Annotated in this window: 19 protein-coding genes; 2 read left to right on the forward strand and 17 right to left on the reverse strand. The window is 41.4% G+C overall.

The features are described from left to right. Positions 1-16: 16 nt before the first annotated feature. The 11 genes from ACFX4I_RS04510 to ACFX4I_RS04560 all read right to left on the reverse strand — a co-directional run bounded on the left by ACFX4I_RS04510 (position 17) and on the right by ACFX4I_RS04560 (position 10,668). Positions 17-805, reverse strand: a complete 789-nt coding sequence (locus tag ACFX4I_RS04510) for an SDR family NAD(P)-dependent oxidoreductase (RefSeq protein ID WP_222619771.1) — start codon at positions 803-805, stop codon at positions 17-19. Positions 806-839: 34 nt separating this feature from the next. Next, on the reverse strand, positions 840-1,349 hold the full coding sequence (locus tag ACFX4I_RS04515; RefSeq protein WP_034312295.1) for an aromatic-ring-hydroxylating dioxygenase subunit beta: 510 nt from the start codon (positions 1,347-1,349) through the stop codon (positions 840-842). 21 nt (positions 1,350-1,370) lie between these two features. Continuing rightward, complete coding sequence (locus tag ACFX4I_RS04520; RefSeq protein WP_377419362.1) at positions 1,371-2,672, reverse strand: aromatic ring-hydroxylating oxygenase subunit alpha; 1,302 nt, start codon at positions 2,670-2,672, stop codon at positions 1,371-1,373. 37 nt (positions 2,673-2,709) lie between these two features. Further along, the gene (gene nadX, locus ACFX4I_RS04525) at positions 2,710-3,495 is read right to left on the reverse strand and encodes an aspartate dehydrogenase (protein ID WP_377419364.1); all 786 of its coding nucleotides are present in this window, start codon (positions 3,493-3,495) and stop codon (positions 2,710-2,712) included. 16 nt (positions 3,496-3,511) lie between these two features. After that, positions 3,512-4,957, reverse strand: coding sequence for an aldehyde dehydrogenase family protein (locus tag ACFX4I_RS04530; RefSeq protein ID WP_377419366.1), 1,446 nt, complete (start codon positions 4,955-4,957; stop codon positions 3,512-3,514). Between the two features lie 12 nt (positions 4,958-4,969). Beyond that, positions 4,970-6,658, reverse strand: a complete 1,689-nt coding sequence (locus ACFX4I_RS04535; protein WP_377419368.1) for a thiamine pyrophosphate-binding protein — start codon at positions 6,656-6,658, stop codon at positions 4,970-4,972. Positions 6,659-6,688: 30 nt separating this feature from the next. Then, positions 6,689-7,480 carry an SDR family oxidoreductase gene (locus tag ACFX4I_RS04540; RefSeq protein WP_377419370.1) on the reverse strand — a complete coding sequence of 264 codons (792 nt, stop codon included), beginning with the start codon at positions 7,478-7,480 and terminating at the stop codon, positions 6,689-6,691. 101 nt (positions 7,481-7,581) lie between these two features. Continuing rightward, positions 7,582-8,520, reverse strand: coding sequence for a VOC family protein (locus ACFX4I_RS04545; RefSeq protein WP_377419372.1), 939 nt, complete (start codon positions 8,518-8,520; stop codon positions 7,582-7,584). Positions 8,521-8,643: 123 nt separating this feature from the next. Next, positions 8,644-9,177: a cupin domain-containing protein gene (locus tag ACFX4I_RS04550; RefSeq protein ID WP_098371925.1), complete on the reverse strand. Its 534-nt coding sequence runs from the start codon at positions 9,175-9,177 to the stop codon at positions 8,644-8,646. A 270-nt stretch (positions 9,178-9,447) separates the two neighbouring features. Next, on the reverse strand, positions 9,448-10,263 hold the full coding sequence (locus ACFX4I_RS04555) for an IclR family transcriptional regulator (protein WP_137020733.1): 816 nt from the start codon (positions 10,261-10,263) through the stop codon (positions 9,448-9,450). Between the two features lie 264 nt (positions 10,264-10,527). Next, positions 10,528-10,668 carry a hypothetical protein gene (locus ACFX4I_RS04560; RefSeq protein WP_230304276.1) on the reverse strand — a complete coding sequence of 47 codons (141 nt, stop codon included), beginning with the start codon at positions 10,666-10,668 and terminating at the stop codon, positions 10,528-10,530. A gap of 751 nt (positions 10,669-11,419) precedes the next feature. Here ACFX4I_RS04560 and ACFX4I_RS04565 point away from each other — a divergent pair. Both ACFX4I_RS04565 and yppF read left to right on the forward strand, forming a co-directional pair. Then, complete coding sequence (locus ACFX4I_RS04565; RefSeq protein WP_377419375.1) at positions 11,420-12,709, forward strand: MFS transporter; 1,290 nt, start codon at positions 11,420-11,422, stop codon at positions 12,707-12,709. A gap of 261 nt (positions 12,710-12,970) precedes the next feature. Further along, positions 12,971-13,153 (forward strand): YppF family protein, encoded by a 183-nt coding sequence (yppF, locus tag ACFX4I_RS04570; protein WP_377419377.1) that lies wholly within the window; start codon positions 12,971-12,973, stop codon positions 13,151-13,153. Positions 13,154-13,366: 213 nt separating this feature from the next. Here yppF and ACFX4I_RS04575 read toward each other — a convergent pair whose 3' ends face one another. From ACFX4I_RS04575 to ACFX4I_RS04600, 6 genes are read right to left on the reverse strand one after another with little or no spacing between them, the layout of a single operon-like run. Continuing rightward, entirely contained in the window at positions 13,367-14,692 is a 1,326-nt protein-coding gene (locus ACFX4I_RS04575; protein WP_260286097.1) for a GntP family permease, read from the reverse strand. Between the two features lie 55 nt (positions 14,693-14,747). Beyond that, on the reverse strand, positions 14,748-15,470 hold the full coding sequence (locus tag ACFX4I_RS04580; RefSeq protein WP_309519029.1) for a GntR family transcriptional regulator: 723 nt from the start codon (positions 15,468-15,470) through the stop codon (positions 14,748-14,750). Between the two features lie 17 nt (positions 15,471-15,487). Then, a complete protein-coding gene (locus ACFX4I_RS04585) occupies positions 15,488-16,501 on the reverse strand; it encodes a sugar kinase (protein ID WP_377419379.1) in 1,014 nt (337 codons plus the stop codon). Next, positions 16,494-17,249, reverse strand: a complete 756-nt coding sequence (gene dagF / locus ACFX4I_RS04590) for a 2-dehydro-3-deoxy-phosphogluconate aldolase (protein ID WP_377419380.1) — start codon at positions 17,247-17,249, stop codon at positions 16,494-16,496. The genes ACFX4I_RS04585 and dagF overlap by 8 nt, the downstream gene beginning before the upstream one ends. 2 nt (positions 17,250-17,251) lie before the next feature. Continuing rightward, positions 17,252-18,355, reverse strand: a complete 1,104-nt coding sequence (locus ACFX4I_RS04595) for a DgaE family pyridoxal phosphate-dependent ammonia lyase (RefSeq protein WP_377419382.1) — start codon at positions 18,353-18,355, stop codon at positions 17,252-17,254. Further along, complete coding sequence (locus ACFX4I_RS04600) at positions 18,333-19,436, reverse strand: amidohydrolase/deacetylase family metallohydrolase (RefSeq protein ID WP_230303151.1); 1,104 nt, start codon at positions 19,434-19,436, stop codon at positions 18,333-18,335. The genes ACFX4I_RS04595 and ACFX4I_RS04600 overlap by 23 nt, the downstream gene beginning before the upstream one ends. Positions 19,437-19,674 lie beyond the last annotated feature (238 nt).

The raw sequence follows: 19,674 nt of genomic DNA on the forward strand, positions 1-19,674 counted from the left end.
TTATTTTATTATGAACTCAACCCAGTCCGCGAACGGACAATCCTCCATCACTGGAGATGACTTCACCGGTAATTGCACGCGCTGCGTCAGATGCCAACAGGACATATGCAGCTACATGATCTTCGGGCAGCTGTGCAAGCTGTAGAGGGTTTCTTTTTTTTATGCTATTTGCCTTCGTTTCATTATCCACGATTTTAACGAATGGACGTAGGGGAGGAATGACCGATAATGCGGTCAGAGTGCCACCAGGCGCTACAGCATTCACCCTGATGTTAGGAGCGAGTTCAAAGGCAAGTTGGCGCATCAGCCCTATTTGGGCATGCTTGCTTGCTGTGTACCACACCCCGCCGCCATCCGGATAAAAACTGGCACCGGATACGGTGAAAATAATATTGCCATTCGATTTTTGCAGTTCTTCAAGAGCGGCTTTAGCACCGAAGAAGGATCCTTTAACGTTAATATCAATCAGAAAATCATATGCATCGGATAGTGCATCGGGAGTTACGTCTGCAAATTTAGCAAATCCATCAAAGACTCCTGCATTGGCAACGAAAACATCCAGCTTTCCAAATTGCTCGACAGTGGCCTGGACAGCCCTCTCATTGTCTTCATATTTGCTTACATCGCCTTGGTTAATGAGAATCTCTTCACCAAATTCCGCTTTCATTTTCTTTAGCGTTTCTATCGAGCGGCCGATGATGCTGACTTTTGCCCCTTCTTGTATGAAACGTCTAGTGACAGCCTCCCCGATACCTGAATTGCCACCGGTAATCAACACTACTTTATCCTTTAACGCCATTGCCATTGTAACCAGCCTCCTCTTTTTAACCAAGTCAATATTATACGAAGATAGCAAGATTTCTGGTATTTATCGTTGATTGATCAACAATGAATATTCGTTTGGAAAGTTTCCATTTACCTTCTTCGAAAATGAATTCATCATTTCGTTCCCCCGAAATCAGATCATGTTGAATATCCGTGCTGCGGCTTCGATAGATAAGCAGATAGCTCTTGACGACTGCCTTTTCACCTTCAACATAGTCTTTAACACGTACATTTGAAACAAAACGCCGTGTTCTTGATGGCGGTATTTCCGCCCAAGCATAATCCGTTTTCAAACGATCCACGCGCAGTTTAAGCAGCTCAATATCATCATTAAATGTAAACATGTCCGTTGAATAATCCGGGCGTTCCACCCCTTCTTTATTAACACGTACAGGCATTTGATAACGTAAGCTCGAATGCATTAAATCGAACCAATCATCAAATTCAATATCATCCAGTAATTGAGCTTCATCATACAGCCACTGTTCAAATTGACATTTGAGCAACATTTTCTCCACATTCATTTCCGTTCCCCCTCCCGCTTATCATTTCGTCATCAATTCAAGCCAGTACTTGTAAAAATTCCTTTGGCTCGCTTCAGTGAATTTATCATCGTAAGCAACACCAGGACCTATAAAATCAACTGGTTTTCGATGAAGACCCATTGTATAATTGTAGGTTAGATTCTTTAGGAAAGGCATTGGGCCTTGGGCTGCTTCAGTTATATCAGTAAAAACTTCCGTATCATCCTGTTCGAAAATACCGGATGGACTAAAGGTCAAGATAAATGAATCTCTTGATCTATCTTTCCAATCTTGGGAGGCGTTCTTTTCCACGAGCATCCAAGCAATCACTTCCATTTTATTGTGACCGATTGGCCGCCACATTCTTATTGAAGTGTTGGAGATGAATTGGTCTTTGATTTTTGTATGGGATATTAAAAATGATAGGTTAGGGAAGACATTCCCAATCATATTCTTTAAGTTTGATAACACTCCATATTGTTCTTCTGACAAATTAGTTTTAAATTCATCTTTCAATTCTTCCGGGAAAGCGAATTCAGGGTTAGGTGTCCCTAAGTTCAGTCCATGCCCGTTTTCCGTATGGATTTGAAAACCGCGCTTTGAATAGGTAGCATTGGGCACCATGCCCAGTTTGGCAATGGATCCGTGTGTGACCATCGTGTGATAGGAATCACCAACAAAGTTATCGGAACCAACTTTCCAATTTGAATTAACAACGAACCTTTGCGGAACCCCGATTACTTCCATTTCTGCACGACCTACGAGTATATCCAAATACCATTTAATGTCTCCAAGAAACTCTTCAAGCGGTTCTGCATCTTCATTCCAAGTTCCAAATAAAAGACCTTTATAGGATTCAAGCTTCACTTTGTGAAGGCCCATTTCCGCCCGGTCAAGGTTGCCCCCATATATGTCCTTTTGTAATGGCACCCCTACGAGCTCACCAGTGTTTTTGAAATTAAACCCATGGTAAGGACACGTAAATAATGACTTGTTCCCTTTATCTGCACGGCATAGTTTCATTCCGCGATGTGTACACATATTATAAAATGCCCTGATATCCCCTTCAGCATCACGAGTGATGATGAGCGAGTAGCCAGCCAGTTCACGTGTCATGAAGTCTCCTTTGTTTGGTACTTCAGAATCATGACCGATAAAAACCCATGTTTTCAAAAACACTTTTTCATGTTCTATATCATAAACCTTTGGGTCTCCAAGGAGGTATGCAGGTATAGCGCCTTCCTCTGGTTTAACCGTTTCGTTCAGATAGTTAATAACTTGCTGTTTCGACATTTCTTCTAAGGATTTATCAGTTTTAAGCATACTTTTTCTCTCCCTTCAAGCTTTACATCATAGGCCTTTACCCGATTTGAACGCTCTTCTCCTTATTTTGCAGAGTAGCCAAAACACTTAATGCCGCTAGATAACTCGTTTTTGGATTATTTGGCATCGGATCATTTTCCACTTCCAGTTTCAGTTTCCCGAACGAACCTGACGCTTCTATCAGGTGATTGTTTTTTAACACATTTGGATCGGCAATGATTTTCACTTTCGTCTTTTCAGATCCAAGACCAGCCATGGACAGTACAATCGCCACATTAATGTTTCTCGGAAACTGTTTGATCGCTTCTGCAGCAGATCCTTCAAATAATACCGTTTCTTCTGTCACTGTAGAACCTGCAGGCAATGCGTTTGGCGGTTTTCTTGTAGTGATGCAAACAGATTCAAGGCCATTCACCGCTTTTGCCGACTTAAGTACATCGAGACCTCCAATCGCACCAGACGGAAGGAGAATATTCACGTTATTCATTTTACAAATCTGATTCGATTGTTCTTCAAATGCAGAATTCGCCATCACGCCTATGCTGCTCAGCAAGAGATCCTTCCCGTTTTTAAGCACTTTCAACGCATACTCTTCAGCTGCTTCAATCGTTGCAGCCTCTATGACTAAATCTACATCTGATTTAAGGAGTTCGTCGACATCACGATATGGCTGTGTCCTGAATTCTTCAGCTAGTTGTGCCGCGATTTCTTCACGGCGGGCATAAATCGCAACGATTTTCCCACCTGGAAGAAGCCCGTCGTTATTTATTGCCTGAAGCAGAAATTTCCCGATATTACCGCACCCGATTAAACCTAACTTCATGTAGTTTCATCCTTCCTCAATCAGCAAACCCGTATGAGTCCGCAAAGAATTCCAGCCCGCAATGTCTTGTTTCCCGGGAAACACCACTTTCTTTCAAGCCTGGGAAATCCAGAGCCAAGTCGCTGAAAACGGTATGATTATTATGGAAAACCGCACCAGCTTCAAGGCGATCTGCCATTTCGACAGCGATATCTTCATTCTCGGTCCAAACAGAAGCACGCAAGGCAAACTCACTATCATTCGCTAATTTTACAGCTTCATCAATATCTTTGAAAGGTAAAATTGGAATGATGGGTCCGAATTGTTCCACCCGAACCAATTCGCTCTTCTGATCGACGCCAGTAATAATGGAAGGAAGCATATAATAACCTTTATCCCAAGTTTCCGGATTCAGCTGTATGCCGGTTGTGATAATATTCCCTCCTGCCTTAGCGGTACGTTCGATCAAGCCATTAACAAAGTCATATTGCGCTTTATTATTCAATGGACCCATAGTTACATCAGGCTGAATGCCATCACCAATTACCATCCGGCTAAACTCTTTGGTCAGCTTTTCCACAACCTCATCATAACGTGATTCTTGGACATACACTCTTTTTACTGCAGAACAGACCTGACCCGCTGCCCGTAAAATCCCCATCCTCAAACGTTTGATGGCCGCTTCATCCAAATTGGCATCTTCCAAAATGATGGCAGGATCATTGCCGCCAAGTTCCATATATACTTTTTGCAAATTTCCAGCTGATTTCTGCATGATATCTTTTCCGGTTTCAGTACTTCCGACAAACGCCAATGTCCGTACACGTGAATCGGAACATAGTTTGTCGCCGATTGCTTTTCCTGATCCCGATACTATATTGATGACTCCTGGAGGAAAATGTTCAGCAACTACTTTTAAACAGGTCATTATCGTTAAAGGACAATTCGTTGCAGGTTTTACGACAACGGCATTGCCTGCCAAAACAGCAGGTATGACCCGTTTAAATGTTAATATCATCGGAGAATTCCACGGTGTGATTATAGCCGTGACTCCTCTTGCCCTTCTTCGGATCTGGACTTTTTGATTTCCAGGGAGCACTTCAGGCTTCCACCAATCAAGTAACTCTGCTGCACAGCCCTTCATGACTTCAACACAGCGCAGTAAATCCTTTTTAGCTTCAACAAGTGTTTTGCCATTTTCACGTACAAACACTGTAACATTTTCCTCGATAACTTTTGAGAGTTCTTCTGCCGCAGTGTTCATTCGTTTAGCCCGTTCCCCGATATCAGAGCGAGACCACGTTTCATAAGCATTTTCTGCCGCTTCAATCGCGTCATTCACGATTTCTTCAGAGCATTTTGCCACCTGGCCAACTACTTCCGATGTAATTGCCGGATTTACTACATCGACTTTTTCCGGTAATTCTATCCATTCTCCATTAACTAGATATTTTCCTGAAACAAATGGGTATGTCGAAATCATTGTCAATCCTCCTTATAGTTTTTTGGGCTTGAATGCTTCTGCAGCTCCTGGCGGTCCGCCAAATGGCTTGGCCATTGGCCCCACAGCTTCCATATCAACAACGATCATTGAAGGTTTACGTCTTTCCTTTGCCTTTTTCAGTTCGGATATGAATTCATCTCCAGAACCAATACGCACTGCATCAAAATGCATGGACTCAGCAAGTTTCACAAAATCAGGACTCAATAAATCAACGGCTACCTGCCGACCATATGCGGCTGTTTGAATATTGCGAAGAACCCCATAGCCTGAGTCATCAAACAATACGATGATAATTGGTAAGTTTTCTTCGGCTGCAGTAACCATTTCCCCGACATTCACCATAAACCCACCATCTCCAGCCATAAGAACGACGGTTTTATCTTGACACCCCATTTGGGCACCGATTGCTGTTGGAAGACCTTGACCAATTCCGCCGCCTGATGCATGAATGGATGTTCTCGGTTCATAGATTTCAAATAAACGGCTGCCCCAGACGTTTGCCTGTACGGTTACATCACGAACCAGAATGGTATCGACTGGTAATATTTCCCTCATACCATCCACAAATTGCTCATAAGGTCCAAGCGTTTCCCTGAGTTGAGCGCGCACTTCATTTCTAAGCGAAAGAACTTCTTGTAAATAAGAAGGTTCCGCATGAATTGAATGTTCTTCGAGCTTTTGAATGATGGCAGCCAGCATATCTTTTGCATCGCCAACCAAACCTAACGAAGCTTTATAGTTCCGGTTAATGGCCTGCCAATCCGCATCGATCGCTATATGTTCTTGTGGCACCGGCACTTTCCAGTTGGATGTTTCATTCCCCCTAAACCTTACACCTACGCTAATCAATAAATCTGCATTTCTTAAAAACTCTTTTGTTGTTTCATATGCCGCAAAATGTCCTATGCATTGTTCATGGTTTTCTGGAATCGCCCCTTTTCCTGACTGACTTGTTATAACCGCTGCACCAAGGAGTTCCGCTAATTTTTGCAACTCTTGCGAAGCATTGGCACTGATGACTCCACCACCAGCCCATATTACAGGACGGCGTGCGCCTACCATTTTTTGCACGGCTTGTTCAGGAATAAATGGCAATGAATTTGTTTCAGATGTTGAAGCCCGCATCCCTTCGAGTGAAAGATCTTCTATGATCGCTGATTGAAAGTCAATGGGGATTTCCAATGTAACAGGACCCGTTGGTGCAGTTAAAGCTTCTTGGATCGCCTTCCTTACTACTGCTGCAGATTGGTCAGGGTTTCTAAGCCTCACTGCATTTTTACAAGCTCCGCTCATCATTGAAAGCTGGTCTTTACACTCATGTATGTATCCTTTACCTGTACCAAGATAAGAAGAAGCCACCTCACCGGTAAGATGAAGAAGGGGGACACCAGCCGCCCATGCTTCCACTAATGAACCAGCAGCATTTCCTGCCCCTGTTCCGGTACTTGTAATCACTACACCCAATTTCCCAGTGGCGCGGGCATATCCATCAGCCATATTTACGGCACCGCTCTCACCGCGTGAACAAATGAGTTTGATGCTCCCTTCTCTAAGAATTGCATCATAGATTGGCATATTGTGAATACTGACAATCCCGAAAGCAGCTTCCACTCCTGCTTGAACAAGCTCCTTTACGATGGAATCGGCGGTCGTAAACTCTATTTTTTCTTGTATTTTCATCGCGTTACCCTACCTTTTTTAGTAATATATTTATAGTGCCTTTCCGATCGCTCCTGCCGTCTCAATCGTCGAACCCGCTACATAACTTGCTTTGTCTGAAGCAAGGAAAACAATGACACTGGCCACTTCTTCCGCTTCACCTACGCGGCCAAGAGGGATATTCCGTTTTTTCGCAAGGTCTCTGTAATACTCTTCAGGGTCCATATCAGGTGCATTTTTCAATCTTCTTCGCTCCCATTGATCCGTCCGGATCAATCCAAGACTCACTGAATTAACCAATATATTGTCAAAAGCCAATTCCTGGGACAAGGTTTTGCTTAAATTAAGGAGACCAGCCCTTGCTGCTGCAGTAGCTACCATATGACGTTCAGGTTCTTTAGCCAGCGTTGCATTAATATTAATAATCCGCCCTCCTCCCCTTTTCACTAAATGGGGATGTGAAGCACGAACGGCATATATGATGGCAAAGAACTTTAACTGAATCTGTTCTTCCCACTGTTCATCCGTTATGTCAAAAAAGTGACCCATCACGCTTTGACCGGCTGCATTCACCAATATATCGATTCCGCCAAACCTCTCAGCGGTACCATTAACGAAAGAATCCACATCCGATTTTGAGGTGACATCACATGTTGATGCAAATACATCTGCCTTATCACCAAATGAGAGCAATTGACTTTGTGCACTTTCCATACGTTCAGCACTTCTGCCGCATATAGCCACTTTCGCTCCCTCAGCTAAAAACATTTCTGCTGTTTTTAATCCCACGCCCGACGTGCCGCCCATTATGACAGCTACTTTTCCTTGCAATCCTAAATCCACTCTCGTCACTCCTTTTCAAAGCCATTTTCCTTAAACGCTGTCCTTTAATATACAAGAAGATAACTACGTGCAAGAATCATGGGAGGAAATAATAATCCTCCTCATTTTTCCGCCATGACTGAATCATCTATCTGAGAATCAACCCAGCCCGGGTCAGGATCTCCTCCCATTGCTTTGCGGGCTTCAGGTTTTGGCGGCCCTGCAACCCCCCACTGATCCATTAAATGCGGAACCCGTTTCCATACACGTGCTCTCCACTCAGATTCATCTTCGATCGTTTCCAGATAACATGTATACTCCATAACAAAACCGCCTGGGTCTTGAAAATAACAGAAAATATTGTCTCCAGGCCCATGACGTCCAGGCCCCCAAAGTTCTGACAAGCCTGCTTTTCTCACATTGCTTATTCCCCGCATCAGTTCATCCACGGAATCGACTTCGTATGCGATATGATTGACTGACGCATGTTCATCTTGATTGAAGGCAATGGAGTGATGTTTCCTGTTGCACCTTAGAAAAGACATTTGGTGCTCACTCCAATCAGTAACTTTAAAACCAAGTACATTCGTATAAAACTCAACGATCATATCTAAGTTCTTTGTGTTCATTACAACATGGTTCAGTTTCACTGGATCAACATTTTTCTTGCTCCAAATAGACGTTTGTACTTCCACCCAAGCCGAGAGCTCAATCACGCGGTTTTCCGGATCAATAAACCGCAGGCCATAACCGGCACCTGCTTCATCCAAATATCCAGGCGGTTCAATAATTCGAACGCCCTTCGATTGTAATATGCCCGCTGCACGATCCACCGCATTTTTATCGACCATGCCAAAAGCTATATGATGCAAACCTCGTTTTTCTCCCTTGTGAAGGCTTAAAATATGATGTTCCGGTCCAGCCCCGCGGAAATAAACCGTATTCTCCTCTTCCGGAACATCCACTCTATCCAGTCCCCAAACCTTTTCATAAAACTCTGCTTGATCGTCGAAATTCGGAGTTATCATGCTTATATGTCGTAAATGAGTAATCCCAAGCATTTTTTATACCTCCCATAATTTAGATTGCCCTTTAGATAATTTGCATTGGACATATTTAACAGTCTAATCGAAAAGGGCGCCTCATTAATTTTCATAATGCAGGTGCCCTTTTCGGATAAATGATCAGTCTTTAATGATGGCCTCTCTTTCTTTAGAACGTTGTTTACGAAGTTCTTCCAGTTCACTGCCTTCAGGATATGTCGGTAAGTTAGGCTTCACTGCCCCTAACATCACGAGCATGCGCGCTTCTACATCCCCGTCATTCCTAATTCCCCGATAAACCCCTGGTGGGCTGCTGATGCAGTCTCTCGCACTTAATTTAATTTCATGCACTTCACTGTAGCTATCCTCTTGAATTAATGCCGTGACTTCACCCTCTAGAATGAAAAACACTTCTTCAACATCGTCGTGAAGGTGCAAAGGACCGATACATCCCGGAGGCAGCACCATTGTACTTAAAGTGAAATGTTCACCTGCAATTACATTCGTATCGTTATTGGCAGTCGCACCACGTCCGATATATCTCATCTGTGCGCGTCGATAAGCGGGATCGATTTCTTCTTGGAACTTCAAGACATCCCAATCAAGCGAACGGTCTTTCAATCGGGCAACATATTTTTTTTCAAAATCCTTCACTGAAAATGCTTCTTTTGTCATTTTAAAATTCCTCCCTTATTTGTTGTTTCTAAACTACATTATGTTTCATAAGCAAAACATTGTTTTGTCTATGAATTAAGTCTAAAATGAAAACGGTTCATTGTCAACGAGTTTTTAGAATATTTAAAACTATTTTATAATCCGAACGCTCAGCACTATGGGATAAACTTGTAACGATTTGCTTTTCTTAACACAAAAAGTGTGGATTCCCTATTGGGAGATCCACACTTTCGAAAGAGGTTATTCATTTATTAATAGATTTTAAATCGTTCAGACATCTTCGTGTTGATAAGGCTTAACCCCGCTATATCCCATATAAACGGATAACTGCCGAGAAACTTCCAACAGTTTCGGCAAGGCAATTTTATCGATGAAATCCTCCTGGTAAGCAGACTCTGTTGCCACGACATTCAAGGCAGCCAATACTTTCCCAGTCCTGTCAAAAATCGGGGCGGCAACGGAACGGATGCCAGGGTGGAATTCCCCGCTTGTCATCGAATAACCATTTTGCCGAATCGATTCCAGCTGTTTTTGAAATTCACCAGGCGCGGTGAGTGTTTTGTCTGTATAAGGAGTTAGGTTTGAGATTTTGAACATTTGCATCAGCATTTCTTTCGGTTGATATGCCAAAAGTAATTTTCCATTGGCCAAAGCATGTGCCGGCAGCCGCAAACCTATGTTCACATTGACAGCGGATACGCCTCTAATCGGGGCACTTCCAACATAAACAACTTCCTGTCCATCCAAAATGGACAGATGGCAGGAGGCTCCGATTTCATCACGCAAGGTCTCCATATATGGTTGGACAATTTCCTGGAATTTCAAGCTATTCAAATAGCTGAATCCCAATTCAAGAACTTTAGGAGTTAAACTATAACGTTTGGTATGTTCATCCTGAGACAAGTAACCAATATTTTGTAATGTGAATAATAAACGATATGGTACTGTTCTGCTTACTCCGAGTTGTTTTGCTATTTCTGAAAGAGACAAGCTCGGCTGTACTTCATTAAAGAGCTTAATGATTTCCAAGCCTCTAACCAATGAATTAGCACTATATTTCTCTTTCTCTTTTTCTTCGCTTGCCATTCGAGTATTCCCCCCGTTGTGAATAAATCTCATTTTCTCCTGACTATAACCCATTCAGTAAAGCTTTCTTCATACCTAGAAAGAAGAACTTGCAGTATATGTACATTTTTTTCTGATAGTTCATTTGGTTAATGTTTTTGATGCATACTTCAATGGTTGCCTGTTTTCTTTTGCTTCCTTAACTAGACAGGAACTTTGGCGCCAGTAGCTGCGCACTGCCCTCTGCTTTACAAGTTCATCCGATCATATTTCGATGGATTTTAATCAATTCAGAAGTTTCCGTTTACTTTCTTTCATGCTAACAACAGCTGGTCCGCGAGTCACATCAGATATAATCAACGCTTTCACCGCTTCCGGAAAACGGCTAGTAAAAGCCGAGAGCGATAACCAAGCTGGTGTCTTCAAGCGCTATTCCTTATCCCTATTTCTGATAATGAATTGGGCAGTACTGCAAATTGGCAACCATTTCTACCTCACAATCCATTACTCTTCATGTATAAATAGAATAGTGTATATGTGTCAATTAAAGCATATTTACATATATAAAACTATTTGGAAGGCCTAGCTTAATTGACGTTTCGATAGAAAAGCTCGTTGTTATATAACCAAATATAACCAATCATACAATTAAAAACAAATAAATAATTTTAATACATCGATATTCTCTGCCAAATCACGTAATTTTCCAAAATTAAGTATTTCATATACAAAACAATATAAATGAATTATAGATTTTCCTGATTTTAAATTCAATATCAACAAGTCAGAATTTTTAATAATTTGAAAATAATTTGTTTTTTTGACACAAAGAATTAAATTTACTTCCATTATAAGTCCTGGCTTGATAGAGATCCATCTACTCAATAGGATGATAAAGAGTTCGTCTTTTCCCTGAAAGCGCTTATAAGATTGTTTATTCCAAAAATAAAAAATTGTCAAAATATTAAATTGACAATCAAATTATTTTAATTTATCGTTAAGAAAGTAAAACTTTGTTTTCCTTACAAAACACTTCTGTTCCTTTTTATCTATCAAAATTTTAAAGAAAGGCGGGAAAAATCAAAACTAGTACCTTTCTAAAGAGATAACCGTAAAACACTTATTCTCAAATGTAAGTGTTTTAAGGAATGCTAAAAAGCGATAAGGAGATGGTATTATGTTAAATGGGCAAAAAAGATGGTTGTATATTGCCGTTCCAATTTTTTTCTTTTGGTTTTTCGGACAAATTGATAAAGTTGGCATTTCCATCATTCAAACAGATCCGGAATTCCTGCAGGCACTCGGTATAACAGGCGATGACAAAAATGCAAAGATCGGTCTTCTATCATTTGTATTCACCATTGCTTATGGAGTTTCAAATCTTTTTTGGGGCTTCATCATTGATAAATTAGGTGCACGTAAAACAGCCATCGCCGGTTTATTCGTTTGGACAATCACGATGATCACGTCAGGCCTGGCAAATTCATATGAAATATTTTTAATTAGCAGGATCATTCTTGGTTTTGGTGAAGGGATGATGATTCCGGTTTCCGGAAAGCTAATTTCTAACTGGTTTAATAAACGCGAATTGGGGAGGGCCCAGGCATCTTGGCTTACCGGAAACTATTTAGGACCGGCAATGGGAGCCGTTGTTTTGGTGCTCGTGATATCTTTACTCCACTGGCAAGCAGCTTTCTTTATGCTTGCAGCTTTCAACTTATTTATAAATATCCCGATGTTCATCTTTATGACGAGGAATACGCCAGAAGAGCACCCCCGGATAAGTAAGGAGGAATTGGCTTTCATTCGCCAAACGGATGATGAAGTGACAGAAACCGCCCGCTCCGAGAACAAGAGTTTCGCTCAAGATTATCGTTTCTGGATTGTTTGGTTCGGCATGCTCGTATGCTCCTTCTTATTTTTCGGAATCAGCATTTGGCTTCCTACCTACCTCATTGAGGCAAAAGGATTCGAAAAGGAAGGAATGTCGAGCATTACTTCACTTTCCTGGCTATTCGCTTTAGGATTTGTCTTGGCATGCGGTTTTCTGGCTGACAAAACCAGACGTCCAAGTTTGATGGCCACGATTCTATTTTCATTGACAGCTGTCTTTTTGACTGTAGCTGTCTTCATCCCCAATCCTATTTTGGCAGGACTATGTATGGGACTGGCAATGGGATGTCAAGGAGGTGTGTTCCATCTAAGTAATATGCTCATGGTAAAATACTCAACACCTGAAACCGCAGGACGAGCCGCTGGTCTAATTGGATTCACTAATATCATGGGCGGCTTTTCGAGCTATATCATGGGATGGCTTCGTGACTTGTCTGGCGGGGACTTCAGTTCATCGATCGCCATGCTGATTTTTACAGCCTTCTTAGGTTTGGCAGCTTATTTATTCTCCATTAAAAGAGAATCCGCAGAACTGCGCTTATCACCTTTACCTGTACAAAAGATACAAGCATGAAGTCGTCGCAAAATCAGTTTTATCACCTAAATCAACAAAAAAACCCTTGAATTATCAAGGGTTTTTTGTGCCGACTTAACAGCAAGTGGTAAAATACCGTTCTTTTTGCATTTCCTGTTAAAATTTTCCACCACCTACTCCGAATCACTCCTTTATTTGTATAAATATGTCGATAGTTAAAATATTCAAAAAATGATATTTTTTTGAATACCCATGTTATATTGTTAATGAAAAAAAATACTTGTCAAGTAAGGTGAGTGTGTGAATATAGAAGTTTTAATTCTCCATTATATTCAGGAAAAACGTCAAAAGCCTAACCATGCCAATGAATTATTGGATTATATTCAGAATGAATATGTAAACGGGAAGCTGTCAATCTTGCAATATAGAAGTCTCTGTCAGGACTTATATATTCGAGGAGCCAAACAAACGTCTCCTGGATGAAACTACACCCTTGTCACTAGTCATACCACTTCCAATTGTGAATGAATTTAGTTTCTGTTTTTTCCTCAACGACCAATCTTTAAGAGTAAAGCCGGTCATTTTCTCCCTCCCCAGTATGTTCATAACTAAATAAAAGCCTCCGTGATCTGTCACCCCAAGACAGTTCACGGAGGTAAATGCTACTTAATCAGGCATTGCAATAATTTTCTTTAATTAAATGAATATATCGAAAATTAAAACCAAACCGAATGCCACGAAGGAAAGTAAGGTTTCCATGACTGTCCAAGTTTTGAAAGTTTCTTTAACGGTTAATCCCATGTATTCTTTTACTAACCAGAAACCGGCGTCATTAACATGGGAGAACATAAGTGAGCCTGCTCCCGTGGCAATAACGAGTAACTCAAGATTAACACCCGTCATATTGGCAACGACCGGTGAAACGATTCCTGCTGCCGTGGTCAAAGCGACGGTTGCAGAACCCGTGGCAATCCGAATCAATCCGGCCACAAGGAATGCAAGAACGATCGGTGATAAAGAAATTTCTTCAGACATGGAAGCGATTGCAGTCCCTACGCCACTATCAATTAAAATTTGCTTGAATCCTCCACCAGCACCGATAATAAGGATTATGGAGGCTAATGGCAATAAGCATTCTTCCGTCAACTTTTTAATTAGCGATTTGTCCATTCCCTGTCTGTAGCCCAAGAAATAGTAAGCAGCAAAACAGGAGATTAATAGGGCAATCACCGGACTTCCGATAAACAATAAGAATTTTTCAATGGAGCCCGGTAGCGGCAAATAAGGCGCCAATACAGTTAAAACCATCAACAATACAGGCAAAAGTATGATGAAGAACGAAACTCCTGTCCCTGGTAATCCACTTGACTTTGTTACCACCCGGATCAATTCCGGTTCACCAACAGGAATAACCCGTTTTTGAACCCATTTTGCGAATAGAGGTCCGGCAATTACAGCAGTCGGGAATGCGATGATCAATGAGTACAGAAGTACGTGTCCCATGTTTGCATTATAGATCCCAATAGCTGTCATGGCTCCCGGATGCGGAGGTACCAGCCCATGTACGATCGATAAACCAGCAAGTACTGGAATACCAATTAACAAGATGTTCACTTTGGTTGATTTCCGAATGGAAATGACCAAAGGCAGCAATATTACTAAACCAACCTCGAAAAATACCGGAATGCCTATGATGAAACCAGATAAAAGCATGGCCCATGGCAGGTTCTTCACGCCGAATTTATTAATGAAAAAGTCAGCAACCTGCATACCGGCTCCAGAGTCGGACATCATCTTTCCTAAGATGGTCCCTAATGCCAATATTCCAATAAGGTGACCAAGGACCGCTCCGACACCCGTTTCATATGCTCCTACAATCTTGTCCATCGGCAGTCCAGAAAAAACCGCTAAAAATAAACTGGCTACAGTCAAGCTAATGAATGCATGCCATTTCCACCATGATACCCCCAAAATAACAATTACGATAGCTATCAGCGTGATTCCTAATAAATATAGATCCATATGTTCTCCCCACCCTATTGGAATCGCTTACAAACAAACCAATACAATAATTGGATTATTGTACCGGCTCATTATATGTCACAATGTAGTTCTGTTTAGCCGTGTTGTAATACCCTTCACTGTATTCCATAACATTTCCGTCCCCATCACTGGAAATCCGAATCCTTTTTAGTACAGGACTATTGTTTTCGATTTTCAGTGTTTCGCAAATGTGATCCGGAGCGATAGCAACGGCAAACTCATCTCTGAATGTTTCAAGTTTGACGTTTTGATCTTCCAAAAAGCGGTACAAAGAATTGATTTGGACCACTTTCATATCTTCTTCGTTCATATCGAGTGAAACATAATGTGTAAAGTAAATATAAGGTTCATTGTCCAATAAATATATCCGTTCGATACTTATGCAATGGTCACCAAATAAAGAATGCAGCTTAGAGTCTGAAGAAAGGTCAACATGACTTATGTTTAACACCTTTTTTAAAATGGAGTGCCCTTCCTCCACCAACAGCTCTGTGAAACGCTTTCCTTTGGAAAGTTTGACAATGGAACCATTAGCTATGACCCTAGTGCCTTTGCCGCTTTTCTTTTCAACATACCCCTCTTGCACGAGTTCTTTGATTGCATTACGTACAGTGACCTTACTTACGTTAAATTCTTCTTCCAAAAGAGGCTCAGAGGGAATGTTTGTGTCGATGGCATAAACCCCATGTAAAATACGATCCTTTAATATTTCTTTTATCTGTAAATACATCGGTCCATTTTTTCTGTTCACATTCATTCCTAATCTCCTGCCTTTTATCTCTTAATATCTTCCATTTTACCTTCCATTGCCGAGAGTATCTCCTTTTCGGTTGCCAAAGGAGTATCTCCAACGACAGTACATGCCAGCATTCCTGAAACAGCCGCAAACCGAACTGTCTTTTCAGGGGAATATCCTCGTAATTCGCCATGTAAGATTCCGCTGGTGTAAGCATCGCCTGAACCTATTCTATCATATACGGAAAATGATAGGATATCGGAAAAGCAAAATGTTTCTTCCTTATATATATACCCCTTCAATGTATGGCTATTATCACTGTTGATTGAACGATGTGTCCCTGCTATCGACTGGATATTGAATTTCTTTGCCACCTCAGGGATCAGCTCGATTAGCTGCTCTTCCCTTGTGGAGCCCTCAGACTTCATTCCTAAAATATATAGGGCGTCTTTCTCATTCATCATGACGATATCAGCCAAAGAAAGCATTTCTTCATAATGAGGCTTTGCGTCAGCATAACCTCCCTCCCATAAAGAGGGGCGGTAGTTGCAATCAAAACAGACTGTACCGCCTTTTTCTTTGACTTTCCTAGCCAGCACCTTCATACTTTCCCGTACATTTCCCGCCATTGCAAGCGTGATTCCGCAAAAATGGATGATATCCGTACTTTCCGAAATCATATCCATGTCATAATCGGATAAGGAGGCCGTATTAAAACTGCTTTCCAGGCGATTGGAATATGTGACACGGCTCGCCCGCTGTCCAAAACCATTTTCCAAAAAGTACATCCCCAAGTATTTTCCACCTCTAGAGATGAAGTTCCTTCCAATTCCTAATTGCTGCAAAGATGAAATCGCGGAATCCCCAAGGGGGTTATCCGGTAACTTTGTCACAAGATACCCCTCATGCCCTAGCTTTGTCATCGCAGAAGCAACGTTTACCCCCGTGCCTGAAAAGGAGTATTGCAGAGTGTTGGCCTGTGATAGCAATTCATGCCCTGGTACCTGCAAACGCATCATTACTTCCCCGAATGCCACAATCCTTTTAGGCATATTTTTCAACCATTTTTTTTGTTATGGCCAATAATTTCCGTACATCCTCTCCATTCGTTTTTCCAGTTTCTTCATCGATAATGGAAGAATATACATGGGGAATGACTTTAGGCACTTTTGCTTCTAATGCGATTTCTAGTATGGTCTCGAAATTACTTAAATCGATTCCACCTGTTGGTTCCAATGCAAACCCCTCTTCACCACAAGCTTTTGCCACAGCACGATATTCATCTTCATGCTTCAGGCCTTTCATCGGGAAGTATTTCAGAGCATTTCCTCCCATATCGCGAACCAGCGCAATGGCAGCTTTGATAGGCACAATGGCAGTTTCACTTGCACCTGCACTTACTGGACCAGTGGAGATATTCACATAACCTACTTTCCCAGTTGGAGAAACAAGTGAATTTATCCAGCTGTCCTTCTCACCTAAATTGGCCCTCGTAGCACCTACAGCAGGAAAAACCTGGTTAATATGACTGCCTGGATAGTATTTTGCTATTTCTGCGACAACCGCTGCCTGTCTATTATCGCCCGCACCCAATCCTATTGAAACGGCCTCATCAATGGCTTCCCCGTATTCTTTCATTGCTGTAACACCAGCTTCCACAGTTGGATAATCCTTTGAGAGTACACCAACCAATACATGGCCTTCCGCTGCTTCAAAGACTTCCACTGCATTTTCTACACTATTTGCAAGTACATTTAAGGCTACACGATCATTCAATAACCGTTTGTTTATGTTTGTCATCCTTATTTTCCTCCTAATATGGTTCTTAATTGTGCTTCAATGACATGTATATCATCACCTTGCAATGGACGCGGATCTATATCGAAAAAGCCTTGCCGTATCCCATAATCACGTGTGTAAATGGCGATATCCCCATTTTTGAGCTGCTCGTTCACTTCCTTCGCCGTTGTTTCCGTTATTAAAGGATCAATGGAAATACGTGCTCTATATATGGCACGGCCGGCTTCATCCTGAACTATTGTTACTTTTACGCCCTCAATGGATTCAAGTGATGTGAGAACTTGTAAACTAGCTTTTTCTTTTTCGCTATTATCCGTCTTGACGAAATACTCATCCAATGCCTGAAGCAACCCAAAGGTAGTTTCCTTTCCAACCTTCATGCTCCTTCCGATACAGTGCAATTGAACCTTTACCCATTCGATATATTTATTTCTGCCAGCAACGATACCGGATGTGGGTCCTTCAATGGCTTTTGATCCACTATAAATGGCCAAGTCGGAGAATTGTACATATTTTTCCAAATACTCTTCCGCTGCTGCATCGACAATCAGAGGAATATTATTCGTTTTGGCCACTTCCCACGCTTCTTCGACCGATATCATATTTTTCTGAACAGCATGATGCGATTTCACGTATAAAATGGCAGAAGTATTTTCATTTATGGCATCCGCAATATGTTCTGCCTTCCCTTCGTTTGCATAACCAACTTCAACCAATTTTCCGCCACCAAGGTAAATCATGGTTTCAACCGGTGCACCATACTGAACGTTATGGCCTTTCAGCATGATGATTTCATTCTTTTGAATGAGATCTTGATGAAGCCTTTCGCTTTTCCTTCTGTTTCCTTCAGTAACGATCGCCGCTACTGAAAGCGCAATTCCACTTGATGCCGAGTTTACGACCACCGCTGCTTCAGAATGAAGCAAATTCGCTATATGCTGGCCTGACTTATCGACTAAATCAGAAATTTCAACATAATTTTGCCCACCTTTTTTCATCGCGTCCATCACTGTGTCAGTTGGGGCAGAGACTCCCAAAATGCTCATTCTTCCGCTTGCATTTATGACTCTTTTCAAACCGTATTTAGCATTCAATGAATTCTCCATTTATAACCACTCCTTTTACGACAACTCTTTTTTCTGCCATCCTTTTTTCTCCTTCGGAATCCATTAAAAGGGTCGGCTCATTCTTAATCGAGAATAAAGTCAAGTTCGCAATATCCCCAGCTGAAATCCTGCCAAGCTCGGGTTTATGCAACCAAGCTGCTGCATTGACCGTAACGGCATCTATTACTTCCTTTAATGGATAACCCAGATACAAAAATTTTGTTAGCACATTTGCCATATTAAAAACTGGCCCATTCTCTCTGTTTTTCCGATATATATCCGTACTGATCGTATTGAAGCGTATTCCCCGCTTTTTCGCCATTTCTGCAGTTTTAAAAGAAAAGCTTGCCGTTCCATGACCTACATCCAAATGGACACCACGTTCAATCGCCTTACTGAACTCAGGCAGCGGCTCTTCTCTTTCATCAAATAAATTATTCGCTTTACCATTTAAGAAATGTGTAATAATGTCCTTTTCCTCAAGTAATTCAAGGACTTCTTTAATATCAGGCGGCCCTGAACCGATATGGACCATTAAAGGTAAACCAGTTTCAGCCGAGAACTTCCTAGCGATTTTTAATGGCCCGACACCATTTGGACCAACCACGCTTTTACTTATTCTCGCTTTAAGTCCAACGACAAAATCCCCGTACTTGGAAATTGCCTTCCTTAATTCCGCTTCGTCCAGCCATGAAATATCCGATAACTCATCAATCCTTTTCAAGCCAATCCGCGAAATATTCAGAAAGGCGAAAACATTCGTTTTGGAATTTTCACAGCTGTTAACGAGATCAGATATCCTATCTGCTCCCGTGCTTCCCGCATCAATGACCGCTGTTACACCAGTTTTATATCCAATCTCATCAACCTCATCACCATAAGGATCGAATTCCGGGAAAGCATGTACATGCATATCAATCCATCCGCTGGAAACAAAAACTTTTTGATTATAATCTATTATCTTATCCCCTGTTGCAGTTCCGGGAAGTGCGATTTCTTTAATCATCCCATTTTCCAGTATGATATCCGCTGCATTTCCCTCTAACATCTTTACATTCTTCAGAACTAACGTATCTGTCATTTCCCTCATCCTTTTCGGTACATCCTATCGATTGTAAGTACTTTGTATACGGTTACACTGAATTGTGTGAGAATTCATTTCATTTCTCTTTACAAAAATAGATTATCATATTTTGTCGAACTAATCAATATAACGTTATAATGTTTTATTTAAATTTACAGAATTTTTATAAGATCAAGGCTATTTTTTCTTTGTGCTTCTTAGTTTCTTCATATAATATAATCTCATTAAGTTTTTT

Source organism: Peribacillus sp. YIM B13472 (assembly GCF_042788005.1).
GTDB classification, from domain to species: domain Bacteria; phylum Bacillota; class Bacilli; order Bacillales; family DSM-1321; genus Peribacillus; species Peribacillus simplex_E.

What these genes read in the sequence shown, in the direction of transcription:
- ACFX4I_RS04510 (WP_222619771.1), bottom strand. Translation starts at nt 805, where the DNA reads ATGGCAATGGCGTTAAAGGATAAAGTAGTGTTGATTACCGGTGGCAAT.
- ACFX4I_RS04515 (WP_034312295.1), bottom strand. Translation starts at nt 1,349, where the DNA reads ATGAATGTGGAGAAAATGTTGCTCAAATGTCAATTTGAACAGTGGCTG.
- ACFX4I_RS04520 (WP_377419362.1), bottom strand. Translation starts at nt 2,672, where the DNA reads ATGCTTAAAACTGATAAATCCTTAGAAGAAATGTCGAAACAGCAAGTT.
- nadX (WP_377419364.1), bottom strand. Translation starts at nt 3,495, where the DNA reads ATGAAGTTAGGTTTAATCGGGTGCGGTAATATCGGGAAATTTCTGCTT.
- ACFX4I_RS04530 (WP_377419366.1), bottom strand. Translation starts at nt 4,957, where the DNA reads ATGATTTCGACATACCCATTTGTTTCAGGAAAATATCTAGTTAATGGA.
- ACFX4I_RS04535 (WP_377419368.1), bottom strand. Translation starts at nt 6,658, where the DNA reads ATGAAAATACAAGAAAAAATAGAGTTTACGACCGCCGATTCCATCGTA.
- ACFX4I_RS04545 (WP_377419372.1), bottom strand. Translation starts at nt 8,520, where the DNA reads ATGCTTGGGATTACTCATTTACGACATATAAGCATGATAACTCCGAAT.
- ACFX4I_RS04550 (WP_098371925.1), bottom strand. Translation starts at nt 9,177, where the DNA reads ATGACAAAAGAAGCATTTTCAGTGAAGGATTTTGAAAAAAAATATGTT.
- ACFX4I_RS04555 (WP_137020733.1), bottom strand. Translation starts at nt 10,263, where the DNA reads ATGGCAAGCGAAGAAAAAGAGAAAGAGAAATATAGTGCTAATTCATTG.
- ACFX4I_RS04565 (WP_377419375.1), top strand. Translation starts at nt 11,420, where the DNA reads ATGTTAAATGGGCAAAAAAGATGGTTGTATATTGCCGTTCCAATTTTT.
- ACFX4I_RS04575 (WP_260286097.1), bottom strand. Translation starts at nt 14,692, where the DNA reads ATGGATCTATATTTATTAGGAATCACGCTGATAGCTATCGTAATTGTT.
- ACFX4I_RS04580 (WP_309519029.1), bottom strand. Translation starts at nt 15,470, where the DNA reads ATGAATGTGAACAGAAAAAATGGACCGATGTATTTACAGATAAAAGAA.
- ACFX4I_RS04585 (WP_377419379.1), bottom strand. Translation starts at nt 16,501, where the DNA reads ATGCCTAAAAGGATTGTGGCATTCGGGGAAGTAATGATGCGTTTGCAG.
- dagF (WP_377419380.1), bottom strand. Translation starts at nt 17,249, where the DNA reads ATGACAAACATAAACAAACGGTTATTGAATGATCGTGTAGCCTTAAAT.
- ACFX4I_RS04595 (WP_377419382.1), bottom strand. Translation starts at nt 18,355, where the DNA reads ATGGAGAATTCATTGAATGCTAAATACGGTTTGAAAAGAGTCATAAAT.
- ACFX4I_RS04600 (WP_230303151.1), bottom strand. Translation starts at nt 19,436, where the DNA reads ATGACAGATACGTTAGTTCTGAAGAATGTAAAGATGTTAGAGGGAAAT.